The sequence below is a fragment of the Rhizobium sp. LjRoot98 genome, from assembly GCF_964252935.1.
Lineage (GTDB): Bacteria > Pseudomonadota > Alphaproteobacteria > Rhizobiales > Rhizobiaceae > Pararhizobium.
In genome coordinates, this window is sequence record NZ_CAXUPW020000006.1 from 248,902 (window position 1) to 268,601 (window position 19,700).

Here is a 19,700-nt window from a genome sequence, read left to right on the forward strand (position 1 = left end):
TGAGAAAAGAGGGGCGGCGTGTCGGCTGAGGGACAACCCGCCAACAGTCTATTGCTGGCTGTTGGCCAACTGACAAAACTGTTCGGCACATTCGCGGCCTGTAACGGAATCAATCTCGATATTAGACCGGGCGAAATTCACGCACTTCTCGGCGAGAATGGCGCCGGCAAGTCGACACTGGTCAAGATGCTGTTCGGTGTGCTTGCGCCCACCAGCGGCCAGATCGTCTGGCAGGGGCAGCCGGTGCGCATCACCAGCCCCAGTGCCGCCCGCAAGCTCGGCATCGGCATGGTGTTTCAGCATTTTTCGCTGTTTGAAGCACTGACCGTCGCTGAAAATATTGCCCTGTCGATGGATCCCGGCGTGTCGTTGGCAAAGATCGCCAAGGAAGCGTCCGACCTTTCGCATGCCTATGGACTTCCGCTCGATCCGCATGCGCATGTGGCCGACTTGTCGGTAGGCGAGCGCCAGAGAATCGAAATCGTCCGCGCCTTGCTGCAGAACCCGAAGCTGATCATTCTCGACGAGCCGACTTCGGTGCTGACGCCGCAGGAGGCCGACCGGCTGTTCGAAACATTGAACAAGCTGAAAGCCGAGGGGCGCTCGGTGCTTTATATCAGCCACCGGCTGGAAGAGGTGCAGCGCATCTGCGACCGCGCCACTGTTCTGCGCCATGGCAAGGTGACCGGCGCCTGCGATCCACGCCAGGAAACTCCATCCTCGCTGGCCCGTATGATGGTCGGCAGTGATGTCGCGCATGTCAGTGCCGAAGGCACAAATTCAAAGGGTACCGTCAAGCTTGAGGCTCGCCATCTGTCCGCCGCTGCCAGAACGCCTTTTGCCGTTGCCCTGAAGAACATCTGTCTGAAGGTGCATGCCGGAGAAGTGCTGGCGATTGCCGGTGTTGCGGGCAACGGGCAGGGAGAGCTTTTCGACGCGCTGTCCGGCGAATATCCTGTCGCCAGCGATGATGTCATTCTGATCTCGGACAAACCGGTCGGTACGCGCGGCATCAATGCCCGCCGGCTGATGGGGGCGAGTTTCGTGCCGGAGGAGCGGCATGGACATGCTGCCGTTTCGGCGCTGTCGCTCTCCGACAACCTCATCCTTGCCCGTAGCCAGTCCGACCGGCGCGCCTTTCTCGGCGGCGGTCCGCTCGGGCTGATCCGCCAGGATGCAGTCAAAATGGCGGCGAAGCGTATTTCCTCAGCAATGGATGTGCGCAAGAGCGGCGAAAATCCACCAGCCGGTTCCCTGTCGGGTGGCAATCTGCAGAAATTCATTGTCGGCCGCGAACTCGACCGTCAGCCGACGGTGTTGATCGTCAATCAGCCGACTTGGGGGGTGGATGCAGGTGCGGCCAGCCGTATCCGGCAGGCGCTTGTCGATCTGGCTAAATCCGGTTCCGCAGTCCTTGTTATCAGCCAGGACCTTGATGAAATCTTCGAAGTGGCGACGGAAATTGCGGTGATCAGCGAAGGCAAACTTTCCGATATCTATCCGGCATCGGAACTGTCGCGCGAAAAAATCGGACTGTTGATGGGCGGCATGTATGGCAAGACCGAGACTGCGGAGACGGCGCATGCGCATTGAACTGGAACGGCGCCCTGACGTCTCCAAGCTGTTTTCCATCCTGTCGCCGTTCATCGCGCTCGGGCTGACGCTCATTTTCGGCGGCATCATGTTCATGATGCTCGGCAAGGACCCGATCGCCGCCCTTTACAGCTTCTTCATCGAGCCTCTGACGGAGGTCTGGTCGCTGCACGAACTGGCGATCAAGGCAGCGCCGCTCATACTCATCGCTGTCGGTCTTTCCGTTTGCTATCGTTCGAACAACTGGAATATCGGCGCCGAAGGTCAGTTCATCATGGGGGCGATCGCCGGGTCGATCCTGCCCGTCGTGTTCTATGAATGGCAATCGCCGCTGGTTCTGCCGCTGATGATGCTGCTCGGCATGCTGGGCGGTGCGCTGTTTGCGGGCATTCCGGCTTTCCTCAAGGCACATCTGAACACCAACGAAATCCTCACCAGCCTGATGCTGGTCTACGTCGCGCAGCTGTTTCTCGATTGGCTGGTGCGCGGCCCCTGGCGCAATCCGGGCGGCATGAATTTTCCGGAAACCCGGACCTTCGACGCAACCGCCATCCTGCCTGAAATGATCGCGTCCGGACGGGCGCATTGGGGCTTTGGCTTCGCGATTATCGCGGCGATCCTGGTCTGGTTCATGATGCGCTACACGCTGAAGGGTTTCGAGATCACCGTGCTTGGCCAATCGCAGCGGGCAGGGCGTTTCGCCGGTTTTTCGTCGCGCAAGATGATCTGGTTTTCCATGCTGCTCTCTGGCGCTCTGGCGGGTCTTGCGGGCATTGCTGAGGTCAGCGGCGCGATCCAGCAGCTACGGCCGGTGATTTCACCCGGCTACGGCTTTACTGCGATCATTGTTGCCTTCCTCGGACGCCTCAATCCACTCGGGATTGTGGTTGCCGGGCTTGTGCTGGCGCTGACCTATCTCGGTGGCGAGGCGGTGCAGGTTTCGCTGCAGATTTCCGACAAGCCGATCCGGGTATTCCAGGGGCTCCTGCTGTTCTTCGTGCTCTCCTGCGACACGCTCATCCACTACAAGATCAGGATGATGTGGTACGACCTGAGCGAGACGGCCGGTAAGGGGATACGCTGATGGGAATTTTCGAAGCGATGCTGCTGACCATTATCACGGCGGCGACTCCCTTGGTCCTCGCGGCGATCGGCGAACTGGTCACCGAGCGGTCCGGCGTCCTCAATCTTGGCGTCGAGGGCATGATGGTCATGGGGGCGGCCTGCGGCTTCATCGCCACGCAGGTCACCGGATCTCCCTATATCGGCATTCTCGCCGGTATCGCGGCGGGCGCGCTGTTTTCGCTGCTGTTCGGTTTCCTCACCTTGACGTTGGTTGCCAATCAGGTGGCGACAGGGCTGGCCTTGACCATCCTGGGGCTCGGTGTTTCCAGCATGATCGCCGAACCCTATCTCGGGCAATCCGGGATCAAACTGCCGCAGATCGTCTTTCCGGTCCTCTCGGATATCCCGTTTCTGGGCCCCGTCCTGTTCAAGCAGGATCTGATCTTCTATCTGTCGATAGCGCTGGTCGCCGGCGTCAACTGGTTCCTGTTCAAAAGCCGTGCTGGCCTGAAACTCCGGTCCGTCGGCGATAGCCACGCTTCAGCGCATGCGCTCGGCATCAATGTCATCCGCACGCGCTATCTGGCCGTGATGTTCGGCGGTGCCTGCGCCGGTCTGGCCGGCGCTCAGTTATCGCTGGTCTATACGCCGCAATGGGCGGAAAACATGTCGGCCGGGCGTGGCTGGATCGCGCTGGCGCTAGTGGTATTTGCCTCCTGGCGGCCATGGCGGATCGTGGCCGGCGGTTATCTGTTTGGCGCCGTATCGATCAGTCAGCTCTATGCCCAGGCCTTCGGCATCGGCATTCCCTCGCAGTTTCTTTCCGCTCTTCCCTATCTGGCGACAATTATCGTACTCATTCTCATCTCGCACAATCGACGCATGACATTGATCAATACGCCGGCGTCGCTCGGCAAGTCCTTTGTGCCGGACCGGTAAACAAGAACAACGACGTAAACCAAACCTACAGAGGTCAAAATGAAAAAACTACTTTTCGCACTCGCCACGACAGCAGCGGTCATCGGCTTTTCCGCCGGCGCCTACGCTGCCGACAAGGCAAAGGTCTGCTTCGTCTATGTCGGCTCAAAGACCGACGGCGGCTGGACTCAGGCACACGATATTGGCCGTTTGGAGCTTGAAAAGGCGCTCGGCGACAAGATCGAAACCCAGTTCCTCGAAAGCGTTCCGGAAGGCCCGGATGCCGAGCGCGCCATCGAGCGCCTGGCACGCTCCGGCTGCGGCCTGATCTACACCACGTCGTTCGGCTTCATGGATGCGACCGTCAAGGTTGCCGCAAAATTCCCGGATGTTAAGTTCGAACATGCGACCGGCTACAAGACGGCGCCAAACCTTGCGACCTATAACAGCCGTTTCTACGAGGGCCGTTATATTCAGGGTCAGATCGCCGCAAAGATCTCTCAGAAGGGCGTTGCCGGTTACATCGCTTCCTTCCCGATCCCGGAAGTGGTCATGGGCATCAATGCCTTCGTCACCGGCGCCCGCTCGATTAACCCGGATTTCAAGATCAAGGTCGTATGGGCAAACACCTGGTTCGACCCCGGCAAGGAAGCTGATGCTGCAAAGGCGCTGATCGACCAGGGCGTCGACGTATTGACGCAGCACACCGACACGACCGCACCGATGCAGGTTGCTGCCGAACGCGGCATCAAGGCTTTCGGCCAGGCCTCCGATATGATCAAGGCTGGTCCGGAAACACAGTTGACCGCGATCGTTGATACCTGGGGCGCCTATTACATCAAGCGCACGCAGCTCTTCCTCGACGGTAAGTGGGAAACCCAGTCGAGCTGGGACGGCCTGAAGGACGGCATCCTGAGCATGGCGCCCTATACCAACATGCCGGATGACGTGAAGGCGATGGCGGAAGAGACCCAGAAGAAGATCGAGTCGGGTGAACTGAAGCCTTTCACCGGCCCGCTGAAGAAGCAGGACGGTTCCGAATGGCTGGCCGCCGGCGCATCCTCGGATGACGGCACGCTGCTCGGCATGAACTTTTACGTCGAAGGCGTTGACGACAAACTGCCGCAATAATCCGGCACCCATCGTTGCAATCGGAAAGGGTGGCCGCAAGGCCGCCCTTTTTCGATTCTGGACTATGTGAATTTGCTTAAAGACGCGCAAAAACTGTTTACATAAATAATATAGTATGATTTTTTATTCAAGCTGCTGAGGAGCAGCTTTTTGGGAGGAAATCATGAAAATCAAGACTGCACTTAGCTGTGCCACGGTTCTGGCTGCCTGCATGTTCGGTTCGGCCTCTGCCGCCGACCTGACGATCGGCTTTTCGCAGATCGGCTCCGAATCCGGCTGGCGCGCGGCCGAAACCACCTTGACCAAGCAACAGGCGGAAAAGCGCGGCATCGACCTGAAATTCGCCGATGCGCAACAGAAACAGGAAAACCAGATCAAAGCCTTGCGGTCATTCATCGCACAGGGCGTTGATGCCATATTGATCGCCCCGGTTGTCGCCACCGGTTGGGATGAAGTCCTGACGGAAGCCAAGGATGCCGAAATCCCGGTCATCCTTCTCGATCGCACGGTGGATTCGAAGGACGATCTCTACCTCACGGCCGTCACATCCGATCTTGTTCATGAGGGCAACGTTGCCGGCAAGTTCCTGGTCGACAAGGTCGGCGGCAAGCAATGCAACGTCGTCGAGCTGCAGGGCACCACAGGTTCCTCTCCGGCTATCGACCGCAAGAAGGGCTTCGAAGAGGCGCTGAAAGGCTATGACAACCTCAAGATCGTCCGCAGCCAGACCGGCGACTTTACGCGTACCAAGGGCAAGGAAGTCATGGAAAGCTTCCTGAAGGCGGAAGACGGCGGCAAGAATATCTGCGCGCTCTACGCCCACAATGACGATATGGCCGTCGGCGCCATCCAGGCGATCAAGGAAGCCGGCTTGAAGCCGGGAACGGATATTCTCGTCGTCTCCATCGACGCGGTTCCGGATATCTTCCAGGCGATGGCAGCTGGTGAAGCCAACGCCACAGTTGAGTTGACGCCGAACATGGCCGGTCCGGCATTCGATGCACTCGATGCGTTCCTGAAGGATGGCACCAAGCCGGCCAAGTGGATCCAGACGGAATCGAAGCTCTACACCCAGGCTGACGATCCGCAGAAGGTCTACGAAGAAAAGAAGGGCCTCGGCTACTGATTGATTGCCGGCATTGCACGAGGGGCACATCCGCTGTCTTTGGACGGTTGATGTGGATCGCGAGGCGATGCCGGCACGTCACTGTCAGATGGACTGCTTACGTCCGAATGCCCGGCACCGTGGCAATCCACACCTTATGCGGACGCTGGTGCAACTGGCGCAAATCCGTAAGCTATGGCTGACCTCATTTGTTGAAGAATCCGGTTTCATGCAGAACAGCTCAAACGATATTCTTGTCGCCGCCGGGATCGTGAAAACCTTTCCGGGCGCCATTGCGCTCAATAAGGTCGATTTTTCGCTGCGGCGCGGCGAAGTGCATGCGCTGCTGGGCGAAAACGGCGCCGGAAAATCGACGCTGATCAAATGCATGACGGGCGCCTACCGCCGCGACGCTGGTCAGTTGAGCCTCGATGGCACTGAGATCGACCCACGAGACACGCTCGATGCCCAGAAACTGGGGATCGGCACCGTCTACCAGGAAGTCAATCTCCTTGGAAATCTGAGCGTTGCCGAAAACCTCTTTCTCGGGCGTCAGCCTCGTCGTTTCGGTCTCATTCAGAACGGGGAAATGAAAAGGCGGGCAAACGCTCTGCTTGCGCAATATGGCATCGATATCAACGTCTCCGCGGCGCTTGAGAGTTACTCCGTGGCCATCCAGCAGGTCGTAGCCATCGCCCGTGCTGTCGATCTCTCTGGCAAGGTGCTGATCCTCGACGAGCCGACTGCCAGTCTCGATGCCCAGGAAGTGGAAATGCTGTTTCGCATTGTCCGCGATTTGCGGGCGAGGGGACTTGGTATCGTCTTCATCACCCATTTTCTCGAACAGGTCTACGATCTCTCGGACCGGATCACCGTGCTGCGCAACGGCCAGTTGGTCGGCACCCGCGACATCGCATCCTTGCCGCGCCGCGAACTCGTGACGATGATGCTCGGCCATGAGTTGCAGTTTGTCGAAAAGGCCGTTGGTGCGGTTGAGACGGCAAGCGGCCCTGTTCATTTCCGGTTTTCGAAATACGGCAAGACAGGCAAGATCAACCCATTCGATCTGGATGTCCGCAAGGGCGAGGTCGTCGGTATTGCCGGCCTTCTTGGTTCCGGCCGCACCGAAACCGCAGAATTGATGTTCGGTGTGCACAAGGCCGACAGTGGTAGCGCCGATATCGGCGGCAAGACGGCGAATCTCTCATCACCACGCGCTGCCATTGCCGAAGGCTTCGGGTTTTGCCCCGAGGATCGCAAGCTTGACGGAATCATTGGCGAATTGTCCGTGCGCGAAAACATCGCTCTCGCCTTGCAGGCGCGGCGTGGCTGGGCAAGGCCGCTTGCCGCCTCCGAGCAGAATGCCTTGGCCGACCGCTACATCAAGGCGCTGGACATTCGCACCAGCGACCGGGAGAAGCCGATCCGGTTGCTTTCCGGTGGCAATCAGCAGAAGGCCATTCTGGCGCGCTGGCTGGCCACCAACCCGCAGTTTCTCATTCTCGACGAACCGACACGCGGTATCGATGTTGGAGCCCATGCGGAAATCATCCGGCTGATCGGTGAACTCTGCGCACAAGGCATGTCGCTCATCGTCATTTCGTCCGAGCTTGAGGAACTCGTGGCTTACAGTTCGAGGATTATCGTTCTGCGCGATCGCGCCCATGTGGCGGAGTTGACTGGCAGCGAGATCACCACCGAACATATCGTCAATGCCATTGCTGCGGCAACGGTTGCAGGAGGCGCCCAATGATCGACAACGCAAAACGTCTCGGCCGCCGCCTGTTGCCGCAATTCGTTGCGCTAGCGCTGATTCTGGCGTTGATCCGGTTGGTCTTTCCCGATTTCTTCTCGATCGAAATCCAGAACGGGAGGCTTTATGGCAGCCTGATCGATATTCTCAATCGCGGCGCCCCGGTCGCTCTTCTGGCTGTCGGCATGACTGTGGTGATCGCCACGAAAGGCATCGATCTTTCTGTGGGCGCGGTCATGGCCATTTGCGGCGCCGTGGCCGCCGCATCCAGCGTACGCGGCGATCCATTGCTAGTGACCTTGCTTTTGGCGGTCGGCACAGGCCTGATCTGCGGCGTCTGGAACGGGTTTCTGGTTTCGGTGCTCAATATCCAGCCGATTATCGCCACGCTGGTGCTGATGGTCGCCGGGAGAGGGATCGCCCAATTGGTGACGGAAGGCGCGATCCTGACCTTCAACGATCCCGGGTTGATTTTCATCGGCAGTGGCTCCTTCCTTGGCCTGCCGATGCCGGTCGTCATCTGGCTTGCGTTCGGCATCGCTGTGGCTTTGCTGGTGCGGCGCACCGCGCTTGGCATGCTGATCGAGGCCGTCGGTATCAATCGCCGTGCCAGCACGCTGTCAGGAATACAGACGCCTCTGCTTTTGATGGCGGCTTACATGCTGTCGGGGCTGTGTGCCGCCGTCGCCGGGTTGATCGTCACGGCAGATATCAGGGGCGCCGACGCCAACAATGCGGGTCTCTGGCTTGAACTCGATGCCATTCTCGCCGTCGTCGTCGGCGGCACGTCACTGCTCGGTGGCCGGTTCAGTATCGTTGCCTCGCTGATTGGCGCCATGATCATTCAGGCGGTCAATACCGGCATCCTGTCTTCGGGCTTTCCGCCGGAATTCAACCTGATCATCAAGGCGGCGATCATCGTCATCATCCTCGTCATCCAGTCGCCGCGCGTGCAGGCCGGGTTGACGTTCCTTGGCCGGAAATCCGTCCGTAGAGAGACCGCAGAGCAGTCCGCCCAATGAACCAGAAATATCTCCCGCTCATCGCCACCATCGTCATCTTCGTCGTTTCCTACGCGGCGTGTGCCGCGCAGTATCCGAACATCCTATCGACCCGCGTGATCGGCAACCTTCTGACAGATAACGCTTTTCTTGGGATTGCAGCAGTCGGCATGACCTTCGTGATCCTGTCGGGCGGTATCGACCTGTCGATCGGTTCGGTCATTGCCTTCACGGGTATTTTTCTGGCTGTTCTCTTGCAGAATACCGGCATCCATCCGCTCGCAGCCTTCGCGCTCGTGCTCGTGATCACGACGCTGTTCGGTGCGATCATGGGGGCGATCATCTACTATCTTGAAATGCCGGCCTTCATCGTTACGCTGGCCGGTATGTTCCTGGCCCGTGGTATGGCCTTTGTTCTGTCGGTCGATTCGATCCCGATCAAACATCCGTTCTACGCAACGATGAAGACGTTTTACTACAAGCTGCCGGGCGGTGGCCGCATCACGCTGATCGGCGGACTGATGCTGCTGGTCTTTGCGGCGGGTATCCTCATTGCCCAGCGCACCCGCTTCGGTACCAATGTCTATGCGCTTGGCGGTGGTGCCCAGACGTCGGCCCTGATGGGCGTTCCCGTCGGCCGCACGACCATGATGATCTATGGTCTTTCCGGTTTTCTGGCCGGGCTTTCGGGAATCGTTTATTCCCTATATACATCAGCAGGTTATTCGCTCGCCACCGTGGGTGTCGAGCTGGATGCGATTGCTGCGGTGGTGATTGGAGGAACGCTTCTGACAGGAGGCGCCGGGTTTGTCGGAGGAACACTCGTCGGCGTCTTGATTCAGGGACTGATCCAGACCTACATCACCTTCGACGGTTCGCTGTCGAGTTGGTGGACGAAAATTTTGATCGGTGCCTTGCTGTTTGCTTTCATATTGATGCAAAAGGCCATCCTGTTTTTGTCGCGCCAAAACAGAAGGTATTCCTGAGGGGGGAGTTGCTTGCGTAAAGGTCTGCTCGAAACCGTCCTGACCGGTGCGCGAACGCGCACGAGCCACGCGCAAGTGGTGGATGAACTGGGCAAGGCCATCGTGTCCGGCGAATTTCCTGTGGGCGCCATTTTGCCCGGCGACCCGGAGTTGGCGATACGTTTCAAGGTATCGCGCACGGTTCTGCGCGAGGCAATGAAGACGCTGGCTGCCAAGGGATTAATCGTACCGCGCGCCCGTATCGGCACCCGGGTGACGGCGAAAAATCAATGGAATCTGTTCGACGGCGATGTTCTGACTTGGCATTTCCATCGCGGCGTCGACGAAGAGTTCCTCTATCATCTCAGCGAGATACGCCTCGCCTTCGAACCTCACGCTGCAGCTCTTGCCGCCGTCAACGCCACGGAAGCCGAGATCAGCGGCATGATGCGGCTGGCGGTTGCGATGGGCGATCCCGACCATACCGCTGAAACGCTGGCGATGGCCGATCTGCGCTTTCATCTTGCCGTCGTCGAAGCTTCGGGAAATCCATTCATGCGCACCGTCGGCAGCCTGATCGAGGCGGCACTGGTCGGTATATTCAAGTTAAGCTCGCCCGCATCGGGCCGCGAAGGCATTGACGAGGTGTCGCGTTCGCATATCAAGATCGTCGAGCAGATCAGCCGGCGCGATGAGGCGGGGGCGAGGGCAGCGATGCAGAATGTCATCCGCGTCGGGCGTGAGCGCGTTCGGATCGCCCTCAAGGAACTTGATGACGTCCAGGCTCCATCCCGGTAATTCCGCCGTTCTATCTGGCGCTTTGATCGAAATTTGCGCTGCATCTGGGGCCCGGTAAACCGCGCTCATAGCCAAAACTACCGTAAATCTGCAGTTGCCGCCTTGCTGCAACTGCGTCTTCCGCCTATTTGATAGGGCTGAAACTGACGTGCATCGCTTCCGATGCGCGTATCTCCCATCAACGGTGTCCGAGGGTTATGTCCGAACTGATTGTTATTTTCGTTCTTCTTTTGATCAATGCGTTTTTCGCGCTTTCGGAAATGGCAATTGTATCGGCAAGCCGGCCACTGTTGCGGCAGATGGCAAAACAAGGCAACAGCCGCGCCGAATTGGCGCTACGGTTGGCCGAAGATCCGGGCAAGTTTCTGTCCACTGTACAGGTCGGCATTACTCTCGTGGGTACGCTTGCCGGTGCCTATGGTGGTGCCACCATCGCCGACAAGCTGGCGCCGACGCTCGACACGATCAGCTGGATCAATCCCTATGGCAGCACAGTTGCCGTCGCACTGGTCGTCACTCTGATTACCTACCTGTCCGTTGTGATCGGCGAGCTCATTCCCAAGCAACTGGCGCTGAAAAACTCGGAAGGCGTGGCAATGTTCGTCGCGGGTCCGATGTCGTTTCTGTCGCGCCTTGCCGCGCCGATCGTCTATCTGTTCGAGATGTCGGCATCGCTGTTCATGCGGATCTTTGGTGTTTCCAGCGATAGCGACCATGTCACGGAAGAAGAGGTCCAGGCGATCATGGCCGAGGGCGTCGAAAGTGGCGCGATCGAGAAGTCAGAGCACGAAATGCTGCGGCGAATCATCCGGTTGGGCGACCGCAACGTGAAGTCGATCATGACCCATCGCACCGAAGTCAGCTTCATCGACGTCAACGACACGCTCGAGACCATCCGTGCCAAGGTCGAGCAAACCGCCCATTCCCGCTATCCGGTCATGGATGCGGCGGGTGAAGTGCTCGGCGCGGTACAGGTCAAGGAAATCTTGAACGCGCCGGTGAAGGCTGGCTTTCAGGTCCGCAACTTCGTCAAGGATATCCATACCTTGCCGGAAACGGCTTCCTGCTTGAAGGCGCTTGAAGCCTTCAAGGCATCGCATATCAACATGGCAATGATCGTCGATGAATACGGCAGTATCGAAGGCATCATAACCATCGCTGACATTCTTGAAGCGATCGTTGGCGTTCTGCCGTCGAACTATGACGATATCGAGCATGCTTTGATTCGCCAGCGCGACGATGGATCCTATCTGGTCGACGGCCGCACGCCGATCGATGAAATCCACCTGACGATCGGTATCGACGAAATCGATTCGGATGGTAGCTACGAAACCATCTCCGGCTTCCTTGTGCAGCAATTGCGCAAGAACCCCGAGGAAGGTGACGTTACGGAAGCCTATGGCTATCGTTTCGAAGTCATCGACATGGACGGCCGCCGTATCGACAAAATCCTTGTCTCGCGGGCTTCGCACTGATTCTGAAGATCATCTGAAAAACGAAAAGGCCGGGATTACCCGGCCTGTCGTCCTATGCTTGGCCTGCTAGTACATCCGTAGTCAGGTCAACTGAGGTGAATAATCGGTTGTTTTGGTTAATAAATGGTTAATATGGCGACGGGTGTGAAAGCCACTGCGTTCAACTCAGTTTTCCTCGATCGAAATGCCGCCTTCGCCGATCTTCACCTCAACGCCGTCGGGCTTGGATTCCTTGTCGTAGATATAGATGCCCAATCCAACGACCAGAACGACGAGGCCTCCGATAAGCATGTAGAGCGCATTGCGATTCAATTTCATTCCCTTCCATCAACGGCAGTTTTGCCGAGGGATAGATAGGCGCGAAGTGGTGTTTGGGAAGGGTACCCGGCCGAGTGGTCAGCTGCCTGGGGAGCGGAGAATCATCAGGTCACAAGGGGCGCCAGCCTCTAGCGCCGGCGCATGCGGCGGCCGGATGATCAGGCAGTCGGATTGGGCAAAGACCTGCATCATCGAGGAATCCTGGCGCGAAAAAGTCTCGGCTTGCAACGATCCATCATTGGCGCGCGTCAACCGGGCACGAACATAGTCCTGCCGTTTGTCGTTGGCTACCAGCGCACTCAGCGTTTTTGCCTTGCCGCTGCGATCACGCGGGGGCAGAGAGCCGAGATGGCGCAACAGCGGTTCCAGGAACAACAGCGAGCAGACGAGGCTGGAGACCGGGTTTCCTGGCAAGCCAAGCACTGTCATGCGCTGAAGAGATCCAACCATCAGCGGTTTCCCAGGGCGCATGGCGATCTGCCAGAAATCCAGCACCATGCCGCTTTCGACCAGCGTTGATTGGACGAGGTCGTGATCGCCGACTGAGGCGCCGCCAAGTGTCACCAGCACGTCCGCGCCAGCGGCCTGCGCCCTGGAGACTGCGGCCGCAATAGCCGCCTTGTCATCGCGCACGATCCCCAGATCGATAATTTCGGCACCGTTGTCATGGGCAATTGCCGCAACGCCATAGGTGTTCGAGGCAATAATCTGGTCAGGCCCTGGAACACTGCCGGGAAGCCGCAATTCATCACCGGTTGCCAGGATCGCCACCTTCGGCCGCGCGAGAGTTGGTAGTTGCGGATGGTTCATGCCGGCGGCGACCGTCAAACGCCCGGCATCCAGTACCTGCCCGGCGTGCAAAACGATGTCGCCAAGGGTAAAATCCTGCCCCTTAGGGCGAATATGGCGGCCCTTGGCCAGAGCGAATGTCGTCCGGATACGGCCATCCGGGAGTTTTTCCGCATCTTCCTGAATAAGAACTGTATCCGCGCCCTCAGGGACAGGCGCGCCAGTGAAGATGCGGACAGCCTCGCCGCGGGCAACTTGACCGTCAAAACCACGGCCTGCCGCCGATTCGCCGATAACAACAAGCTCCGTACCAGCTTCGGCAAAATCCTCATGGTGTCCGGCATATCCGTCCATGGCCGAGTTGTCGAAGGCAGGGTGGGTGACGAGGGCAGAGATATCATTTGCCAGAACGCGGCCCATTGCGTCGTGCAGATCAACCATTTCCGAGCGAGCTACCGGTGCAGAGATTTTCAACAGCCTGTCGAGCGCATCTGAAACCGGAAGCAATGCCATCAGCTCTGACTTTCCTTGCGGGCATAGTCGCCGGAACGCCCACCCGATTTTTGAACGAGCCGGATGCCGCCGATCTCCATCTCCCGGTCAGCGGCCTTGGCCATGTCGTAGATCGTCAGGCACGCAACACTGGCAGCGGTAAGCGCTTCCATCTCAACGCCTGTGCGGCCGGTGAGCTTGGCCATTGCCTCGACCCGCAAGCCCGGCAAGGCGGCATCGGCGGAAATATCGACGGAAACCTTCGACAGCATCAGCGGATGGCAAAGCGGTATCAGATTGGCCGTCTGCTTCGCGGCCATGATGCCGGCGAGGCGCGCGGTGGCGAGCACGTCGCCCTTCTTGGCATTACCCTTGAGAATGAGGTCGAGCGTCTCCGGCAGCATCCGCACAAAGCCTTCGGCAACGGCAATGCGCACGGTCTCTGCCTTGTCTCCGACATCGACCATATTGGCCTGACCGTCCGAGCCAACATGGGTGAGGGACGGTGCAGCCATTATTCAGCAGCCAGAATTGCGGCGGATCCGGTCAAAAGGATGCGGGTTGCGGCGGTCACATCGTCCTTGCGCATCAGGCTTTCACCGACGAGGAATGTCGAAATGCCGCTCTTTGCCAGCCGCACGCAGTCGTCATGGCTGAAGATGCCGCTCTCGCCGACCAGTAGCCGGTCGGCCGGGACCATCGGTGCCAGTTTTTCGGACAGGGCGATATCGACTTCGAACGTTTTCAGATTACGGTTGTTGATACCAAGTAGCGGCGAACTCAGTTTCAGCGCCCGCTCGAGTTCTTCCTCGTCATGCACTTCGACCAGGACATCCATGCCGAGCGAAAACGCCTCGTGCTCGAGCCTCTGTGCATCGCTGTCATTCAGCGACGCCATGATCAACAGGATGCAATCGGCACCCCAGGCACGAGCTTCATGGACCTGGTAGGTTTCGAACATGAAATCTTTGCGCAGGGCGGGAAGGGAACAGGCGTTGCGTGCTGCCGTCAGAAATTCTGGCGCGCCTTGAAAACTCGGGCCGTCGGTCAGGACGGACAGGCAGGCCGCGCCGCCGATTTCATAGGCCTTTGCCAGAAGTGGCGGATCGAAATCCGGCCGAATCAATCCTTTGGAAGGGCTGGCCTTCTTAATTTCGGCAATGAGGCCGAAACGGTCTTCCGCCTGCTTGGCTCTCAGGGCGTTCAGAAAGCCACGCGGTGCTTCCTGTCCGGCGGCCTTCGCCTTCAGGTCTGCGAGGCTGACGCGCGATTTTGCAGCGGCGATTTCCTCGCGCTTGTAGATTTCGATCTTCTGCAAAATGTCAGCCATCGATTTTCTCCTTACGCCGCGTTGGAAACGCGGATGAGCCGTTCGAGCGTAGCATTGGCATTGCCACTGGTCAGCGACCGGCGGGCAAGCTCCATGCCCTCGCGAAGATCACCGGCGCGTCCCGCGATCAGCAACGAGGCCGCGGCATTGGCAAGCGAAATGTCGCGGTAGGGCGTCGCATCACCCTGCAGAACGCCCTTCAGCGCCACGGCATTGTGCGCGCCATCGCCGCCCTTGAGATCGGCAAGCAGAACGGTTTCCAAACCAAAATCGGATGGCGTCAGTTCGAATGTTCTGATCTGGCCATTTTCAAGCGCCGCCACCTGCGTGACGCCGGTCGTGGTGATTTCGTCCAGTCCTTCGCCATGCACGACCCAGACGCTCTTCGAGCCGAGATCGCGTAGCACTTCGGCGACCGGCAACAGCCAATGCGGCGAATAAACACCGACAAGCTGCTGGGTCACGCCGGCCGGGTTCGACAGGGGGCCGAGCAGATTGAAGATCGTCCGCGTCCCCAGCTCGACGCGGGTTGGACCGACATGGCGCATGGCGGAATGGTGCTGCTGGGCGAACATGAAGCCGAGTCCGGCTTCTGAAATGCAGCGTGCAATGGCATCCGGCCCGATATCGAGCTTGACGCCGAGGCAGGAGAGCGCGTCGGCCGTTCCCGACTTAGAGCTGAGCGCGCGATTGCCATGCTTGGCGACCGGTACACCGGCACCGGCGACGATCAGTGCTGCGAGCGTCGAGATATTGTAGGTCCCGGCGCCATCACCGCCGGTTCCGACGATGTCGATGGCGTCAGCCGGTGCCTCGACCGTCAGCATGCGTGCCCGCATGGCCCCGACGGCCCCGACGATCTCATCCACCGTTTCGCCGCGCACGCGCAACGCCATCAGAAAGCCGCCGATCTGCGAGGGGGTCGCTTCGCCGGACATGATGATTTCGAAGGCTGCGCGGGCGTCATCGCGGTTGAGCGCTTCACCTGTTGCGGCCTTAGCGACGAAAGGCTTCAAGTCCGGCATGCTGATCCCTTTTGCGTTACCGCTGCTGCGACAGAGCAAGCTCGGCGAGCTGCTGGTTGATCGTAACACCGTAGCCCTTCTGCAACTCGCTGACCATCTGATCGAGTATGTCGTCGCCGCTGGCCTGGGCGATGGCATTGATCTGACGATCGTCATTGTCAAGCGCATCGCCTGGGTTGTCGTTATCGACTTCGGTAACCTTCAGAAGGATCTGGCCTTCGCCGCCGATCCCCGGTGCATTCGCAACCAATCCATTTGCGCCGCCAAAGGCAGCTGCGACCGCCGCGGGGCTAAGCGCTGCATCTTCTGCAGAGCGGCGAAGTCCCGATTTGGTTTCGACGGCGATACCGAGTTCTGCCGCAATGTCCGCGAGTGTTTCGCCCTTTTCGACCCGGCCCTTCAGCTCGACAGCCTTTGCAGCCAACTCGTTGCGCTGCTGTTCCGCTGTCCAGTCTGCGACGACCTTTTCGCGGGCTTCGTCCAGCGTGCGATCGCGTGCCGGTGTGACTTCGTCGACATCGAACCAGACATAACCGTCGCGACCAAGGTTGACTGGCAAGGTTTCTCCGCCGACTTCAGCCTTGAAGGCTTCTTCAAGCAGGGTCTTTGCCTCGGAGATACCGGTGATTTCATCGCCATTCGTGTCATTGCCGCGTGCATCGACCGCGTTGAGGACCACAAGCTTCAGGTTGGTCTGTTCGGCCGCTTCCTTCATCGGGGCGCCAGAGACGCGGGCATCCTCGAATTTGTCGTGGATCCCCATGATCTCGTTGGCGGCATTGCTCAGCGCCAGTTCCTGGCGCAGTTCGTCCTTAACCTCGTCATAGGCCCGAACCGTTTGTGGCTTGATATTGGTGACACGCAGGATAACGGCACCGAAGGCGCCATCGATGACCGGCGTCGTCTGCCCATCGGCGACAAGCGCAAAGGCAGCGTCGCCCAGCTTGGCATCAGGCATGCGGTCGCGGGTGAAATCGCCGAGCAGCACGTCGCTTGCCGTCTTGCCGGAAGCGGTGACCAGAGCGTCGAACGTCGTGCCGGTGGACAGTTTGACTGCCGCCGCGTCAGCTTCTTCACGCGAAGGGAAGGAGAGCTGTTCGACGGTGCGGGTTTCCGGCGTGCTGAAGCTGTTCTTGCGCTTTTCGTAGTCGGCCCGCACTTCGTCTTCCGTGACCGACGCAGGATCGGCGATGTCGGTGGGTTCCAGCTTCACATAGCTGATCTTGCGGAATTCCGGCGCGCGGTATTCGGCCTTGTGTGTTTCGAACCAGGGCTTGAGCACCTCATCCGAGGGGGCCTTGACCGGATCGACATTGGCATTCGACAAAAGCAGATAGTCGATGGAACGCGTTTCGTTGCGATACTGGCGCAGGGCGTCGCCCAGAACCTTTGGCGGCGTGTAGCCATCCGACAGGGCTTCGACGACTTGCGAGCGTACGGCAACCTGGCTGCGGTTGTTGATGTAATCCTGTTCGCGCAAGCCCGCATTGCGCAGCACGCTCGAGAAAGTTCCCCGGTCGAACTGACCGTTGACACCCTTGAATGCCGGGTCTTCACTGATCAGCGAGGCGAGGCGGTCCTGCGACAGGCCGAGGTTCATGTTTTCCGACAGCTGATCAAGCGTCGCACCAGCGACGAGCTGGGAATAGACCTGCGCTTCGACACCGAAGGCCTTGGCCTGTTCACGGCTCAGCCGCGTACCGAACTGCCGGGAAAGCTGGGCGAGCTGGCGCTCATAGGCAAGACGGAAATCGCTCGGAGATACTTTTACGTCCCCGACCGTCACAACGGCGTCGGCCGTTCCCGTTACCAGCGACGTGGACACACCCCAGACACCGAAGGAAAGAACAAGAAGGACCATCAGTCCTTTGACAACCCAGGTCCGGGAGCCTCTTCTCAGGAATTCAAGCATGGGTCTGCATACCTCGTCGCAATTTCGTGGTCGCCGGATGGCAACCGGTGTCGTTCCTTAGAGCAATCCGCGGCGGAATTGAAGGGTTCAAACACGCAAAAAGTCGAGGAAATCAGCGGGACGACGGCACCGGCGCGCACCGGGCGGTCATTTGTTCGTGATGCCGTGCCGCTTGGTGCAGGAGGGGAACGCGCGCAGTTCTGACGGGTGCCGTTCGAAGGCTGAAACATGTCGGAAATGTTAGCCGGCAATCAAAAAATATCTGTCACTATCGATGTGACGCGGGTCATTTCGCCCATGGAAATGCTAGCATCGATCCGCCAGAACATGCCGACTCGCTTGATCAGCAGCAATCTTGGCGGGAAAGCCGGAGTGCAGACATGGAATCCATCATCGTCATGGTCAATCTGTTCGGAGCCGTCGCGTTGCTGCTCTTTGGCCTGTCGCAGGTCAAGGACGGTGCGACGCGCGCTTTCGGGATCAGGCTGCGAACCGGATTGGCGCAAGGGACCCGTGGGCCGGTGCGCTCGTTCGTGGGTGGGTTCGTCGCAACCGTCGCGCTTCAAAGCTCGACTGCGACTGCACTGATGATCGCGTCGTTTGTTGAAAAGGGGCTGGTTCGTGCCCGCATGGCCCAGATCGTCCTGCTCGGGGCAAATGTCGGAACAGCCGTGACGGCCTGGATCGTCGCGACCGGTGTCGACTGGCTGTCGCCACTGCTCATTCTCGCTGGCGTGATGCTTAACCGGGCAGGGCGGTCAAGCGCCAAGCAGGGCGCGGGCACAGCCCTGGTCGGGATCGGCTTGATGTTGTTGTCGCTCCACTTGCTCGGGCTCGCGACCGAGCCGATGCGCGAATCGCCTGCACTTGCAAGTTTTCTCACCATGCTCGACAGTGCCTGGCCTGTCGCGATGATCTTCGCCTCGGTGCTCGCCTTCGTCTCATCCTCCAGCCTTGCCGTGGTCGTTCTCATCCTGTCGCTGGCAGCGGCTGGTATTCTTTCGCCCGGCCTGACGATCGCGCTCGTGCTGGGCGCTAACCTGGGTGGGGCCGTGCCGCCGGTCATGGCGACATTGTCGGCTTCCGCCTCTGCCAAGCGGGTCACTGCGGGCAATCTGGTTGTTCGCGCCATCGGCTGTCTGCTGGCGCTGTCGGTGGCAGCGCCAGTTGCAGCTTTTCTCCAGACACTGCCGCTTTCACCGGCAAAGCTTCCAGTCGATATCCACCTGATCTTCAATGTTGTGCTTGCCATTTTGGCGTGGCCGTTCTCCTCGCTGCTCTCAACGGCCATGTTGCGGCTTATTCCGGATGAGCCAAAGGCCGAGACGGGGCCGCTCTATCTCGACGACCGGGCGCTGACGACACCGGTCATCGCTCTGTCCGGCGCGACCCGGGAAGTGCTGCGCGTCGGTGATCTGATCGAGAAAATGCTGATCGCGACGATGACTGCGTTCAACAGCAATGATCGTCTCCAGCTTCAGGATATCGGAAAACTGGAAAAGCAGGTGGATCTGCTGCAGCAGGAAGTCAAACTCTACTTGTCACGGCTTGGGCGCAGCGGTCTCAGCGACGACAATGGCCGCCGTTCTATCGTGATCATCGACTATGCCATCAACCTCGAACATATCGGTGACATCATTGAAAAGGGCCTGACAGAAGAGATCAAGAAGAAGATCGACAACGGACTCAAATTCTCCGAGGACGGCTACCAGGAGCTGACAACACTGTTTAATCTGACCATCGACAATCTGCGCATCGCGCAGACCATTTTTGTCACCCGCGACGCCGAGCTTGCCCGCCATCTGATGGAGGTAAAGGTTGATGTCCGCCATATGGAGAAACGCTCGTCCGAGCGTCATCTGGAGCGTCTACGCGACGGCCGCACCGATAGCCTGCAGACGAGTTCCCTGCATTTGGACATCTTGCGCGATCTGAAGCGGATCAACGCCCATATCGTTTCCGTCGCGCATCCGATTCTCGATGAGAGTGGCCTTCTGACGGAAAGCCGGCTGCGGATGCCGCACTGACGC

At 59.1% G+C, this 19,700-nt stretch carries 17 protein-coding genes; 11 read left to right on the forward strand and 6 right to left on the reverse strand.

The features are described 5' to 3' along the window. Nucleotides 1–18 precede the first annotated feature (18 nt). The 10 genes from ACSQ3J_RS20360 (at nucleotide 19) to ACSQ3J_RS20405 (ending at nucleotide 11,804) form a co-directional block, all read left to right on the forward strand. On the forward strand, nucleotides 19–1,593 hold the full coding sequence (locus tag ACSQ3J_RS20360) for an ABC transporter ATP-binding protein (protein ID WP_060505363.1): 1,575 nt from the start codon (nucleotides 19–21) through the stop codon (nucleotides 1,591–1,593). Continuing rightward, nucleotides 1,583–2,677, forward strand: a complete 1,095-nt coding sequence (locus ACSQ3J_RS20365; protein ID WP_060505364.1) for an ABC transporter permease — start codon at nucleotides 1,583–1,585, stop codon at nucleotides 2,675–2,677. Before ACSQ3J_RS20360 ends, ACSQ3J_RS20365 begins: the two co-directional genes overlap by 11 nt. Further along, nucleotides 2,677–3,597, forward strand: a complete 921-nt coding sequence (locus tag ACSQ3J_RS20370) for an ABC transporter permease (RefSeq protein ID WP_060505365.1) — start codon at nucleotides 2,677–2,679, stop codon at nucleotides 3,595–3,597. The genes ACSQ3J_RS20365 and ACSQ3J_RS20370 overlap by 1 nt, the downstream gene beginning before the upstream one ends. Nucleotides 3,598–3,636: 39 nt before the next feature. Next, nucleotides 3,637–4,707 (forward strand): BMP family ABC transporter substrate-binding protein, encoded by a 1,071-nt coding sequence (locus ACSQ3J_RS20375; protein WP_060505366.1) that lies wholly within the window; start codon nucleotides 3,637–3,639, stop codon nucleotides 4,705–4,707. 163 nt (nucleotides 4,708–4,870) lie between these two features. Beyond that, complete coding sequence (gene ytfQ, locus ACSQ3J_RS20380; protein ID WP_060505367.1) at nucleotides 4,871–5,833, forward strand: galactofuranose ABC transporter, galactofuranose-binding protein YtfQ; 963 nt, start codon at nucleotides 4,871–4,873, stop codon at nucleotides 5,831–5,833. Nucleotides 5,834–6,041: 208 nt separating this feature from the next. Beyond that, nucleotides 6,042–7,565, forward strand: a complete 1,524-nt coding sequence (gene ytfR / locus ACSQ3J_RS20385) for a galactofuranose ABC transporter, ATP-binding protein YtfR (RefSeq protein ID WP_060505630.1) — start codon at nucleotides 6,042–6,044, stop codon at nucleotides 7,563–7,565. Then, nucleotides 7,562–8,587, forward strand: a complete 1,026-nt coding sequence (locus ACSQ3J_RS20390) for an ABC transporter permease (RefSeq protein ID WP_060505368.1) — start codon at nucleotides 7,562–7,564, stop codon at nucleotides 8,585–8,587. The genes ytfR and ACSQ3J_RS20390 overlap by 4 nt, the downstream gene beginning before the upstream one ends. Next, nucleotides 8,584–9,552, forward strand: a complete 969-nt coding sequence (yjfF, locus tag ACSQ3J_RS20395) for a galactofuranose ABC transporter, permease protein YjfF (protein ID WP_060505369.1) — start codon at nucleotides 8,584–8,586, stop codon at nucleotides 9,550–9,552. The genes ACSQ3J_RS20390 and yjfF overlap by 4 nt, the downstream gene beginning before the upstream one ends. Before the next feature lie 12 nt (nucleotides 9,553–9,564). Beyond that, a complete protein-coding gene (locus ACSQ3J_RS20400) occupies nucleotides 9,565–10,329 on the forward strand; it encodes a FadR/GntR family transcriptional regulator (RefSeq protein ID WP_060505370.1) in 765 nt (254 codons plus the stop codon). A gap of 197 nt (nucleotides 10,330–10,526) precedes the next feature. Then, a complete protein-coding gene (locus tag ACSQ3J_RS20405; protein ID WP_060505371.1) occupies nucleotides 10,527–11,804 on the forward strand; it encodes a hemolysin family protein in 1,278 nt (425 codons plus the stop codon). A 165-nt stretch (nucleotides 11,805–11,969) separates the two neighbouring features. Here the strand turns inward: ACSQ3J_RS20405 and ACSQ3J_RS20410 are convergent, their stop codons facing one another. The 6 genes from ACSQ3J_RS20410 to ACSQ3J_RS20435 form a co-directional block, all read right to left on the reverse strand. Then, nucleotides 11,970–12,122, reverse strand: coding sequence for a hypothetical protein (locus tag ACSQ3J_RS20410; RefSeq protein WP_156393874.1), 153 nt, complete (start codon nucleotides 12,120–12,122; stop codon nucleotides 11,970–11,972). Nucleotides 12,123–12,200: 78 nt separating this feature from the next. Beyond that, nucleotides 12,201–13,424 carry a molybdopterin molybdotransferase MoeA gene (locus tag ACSQ3J_RS20415; RefSeq protein ID WP_060505372.1) on the reverse strand — a complete coding sequence of 408 codons (1,224 nt, stop codon included), beginning with the start codon at nucleotides 13,422–13,424 and terminating at the stop codon, nucleotides 12,201–12,203. Further along, on the reverse strand, nucleotides 13,424–13,918 hold the full coding sequence (gene moaC / locus ACSQ3J_RS20420; protein WP_060505373.1) for a cyclic pyranopterin monophosphate synthase MoaC: 495 nt from the start codon (nucleotides 13,916–13,918) through the stop codon (nucleotides 13,424–13,426). The genes ACSQ3J_RS20415 and moaC overlap by 1 nt, the downstream gene beginning before the upstream one ends. Then, entirely contained in the window at nucleotides 13,918–14,733 is an 816-nt protein-coding gene (gene trpC / locus ACSQ3J_RS20425) for an indole-3-glycerol phosphate synthase TrpC (RefSeq protein WP_060505374.1), read from the reverse strand. The genes moaC and trpC overlap by 1 nt, the downstream gene beginning before the upstream one ends. Nucleotides 14,734–14,744: 11 nt before the next feature. After that, entirely contained in the window at nucleotides 14,745–15,758 is a 1,014-nt protein-coding gene (gene trpD, locus ACSQ3J_RS20430; RefSeq protein ID WP_060505375.1) for an anthranilate phosphoribosyltransferase, read from the reverse strand. A gap of 16 nt (nucleotides 15,759–15,774) precedes the next feature. Continuing rightward, nucleotides 15,775–17,670, reverse strand: coding sequence for a SurA N-terminal domain-containing protein (locus tag ACSQ3J_RS20435; protein ID WP_436040006.1), 1,896 nt, complete (start codon nucleotides 17,668–17,670; stop codon nucleotides 15,775–15,777). Nucleotides 17,671–18,050: 380 nt separating this feature from the next. Between ACSQ3J_RS20435 and ACSQ3J_RS20440 the strand changes: the two genes are divergently transcribed. After that, complete coding sequence (locus ACSQ3J_RS20440) at nucleotides 18,051–19,697, forward strand: Na/Pi cotransporter family protein (protein ID WP_060505377.1); 1,647 nt, start codon at nucleotides 18,051–18,053, stop codon at nucleotides 19,695–19,697. Nucleotides 19,698–19,700 lie beyond the last annotated feature (3 nt).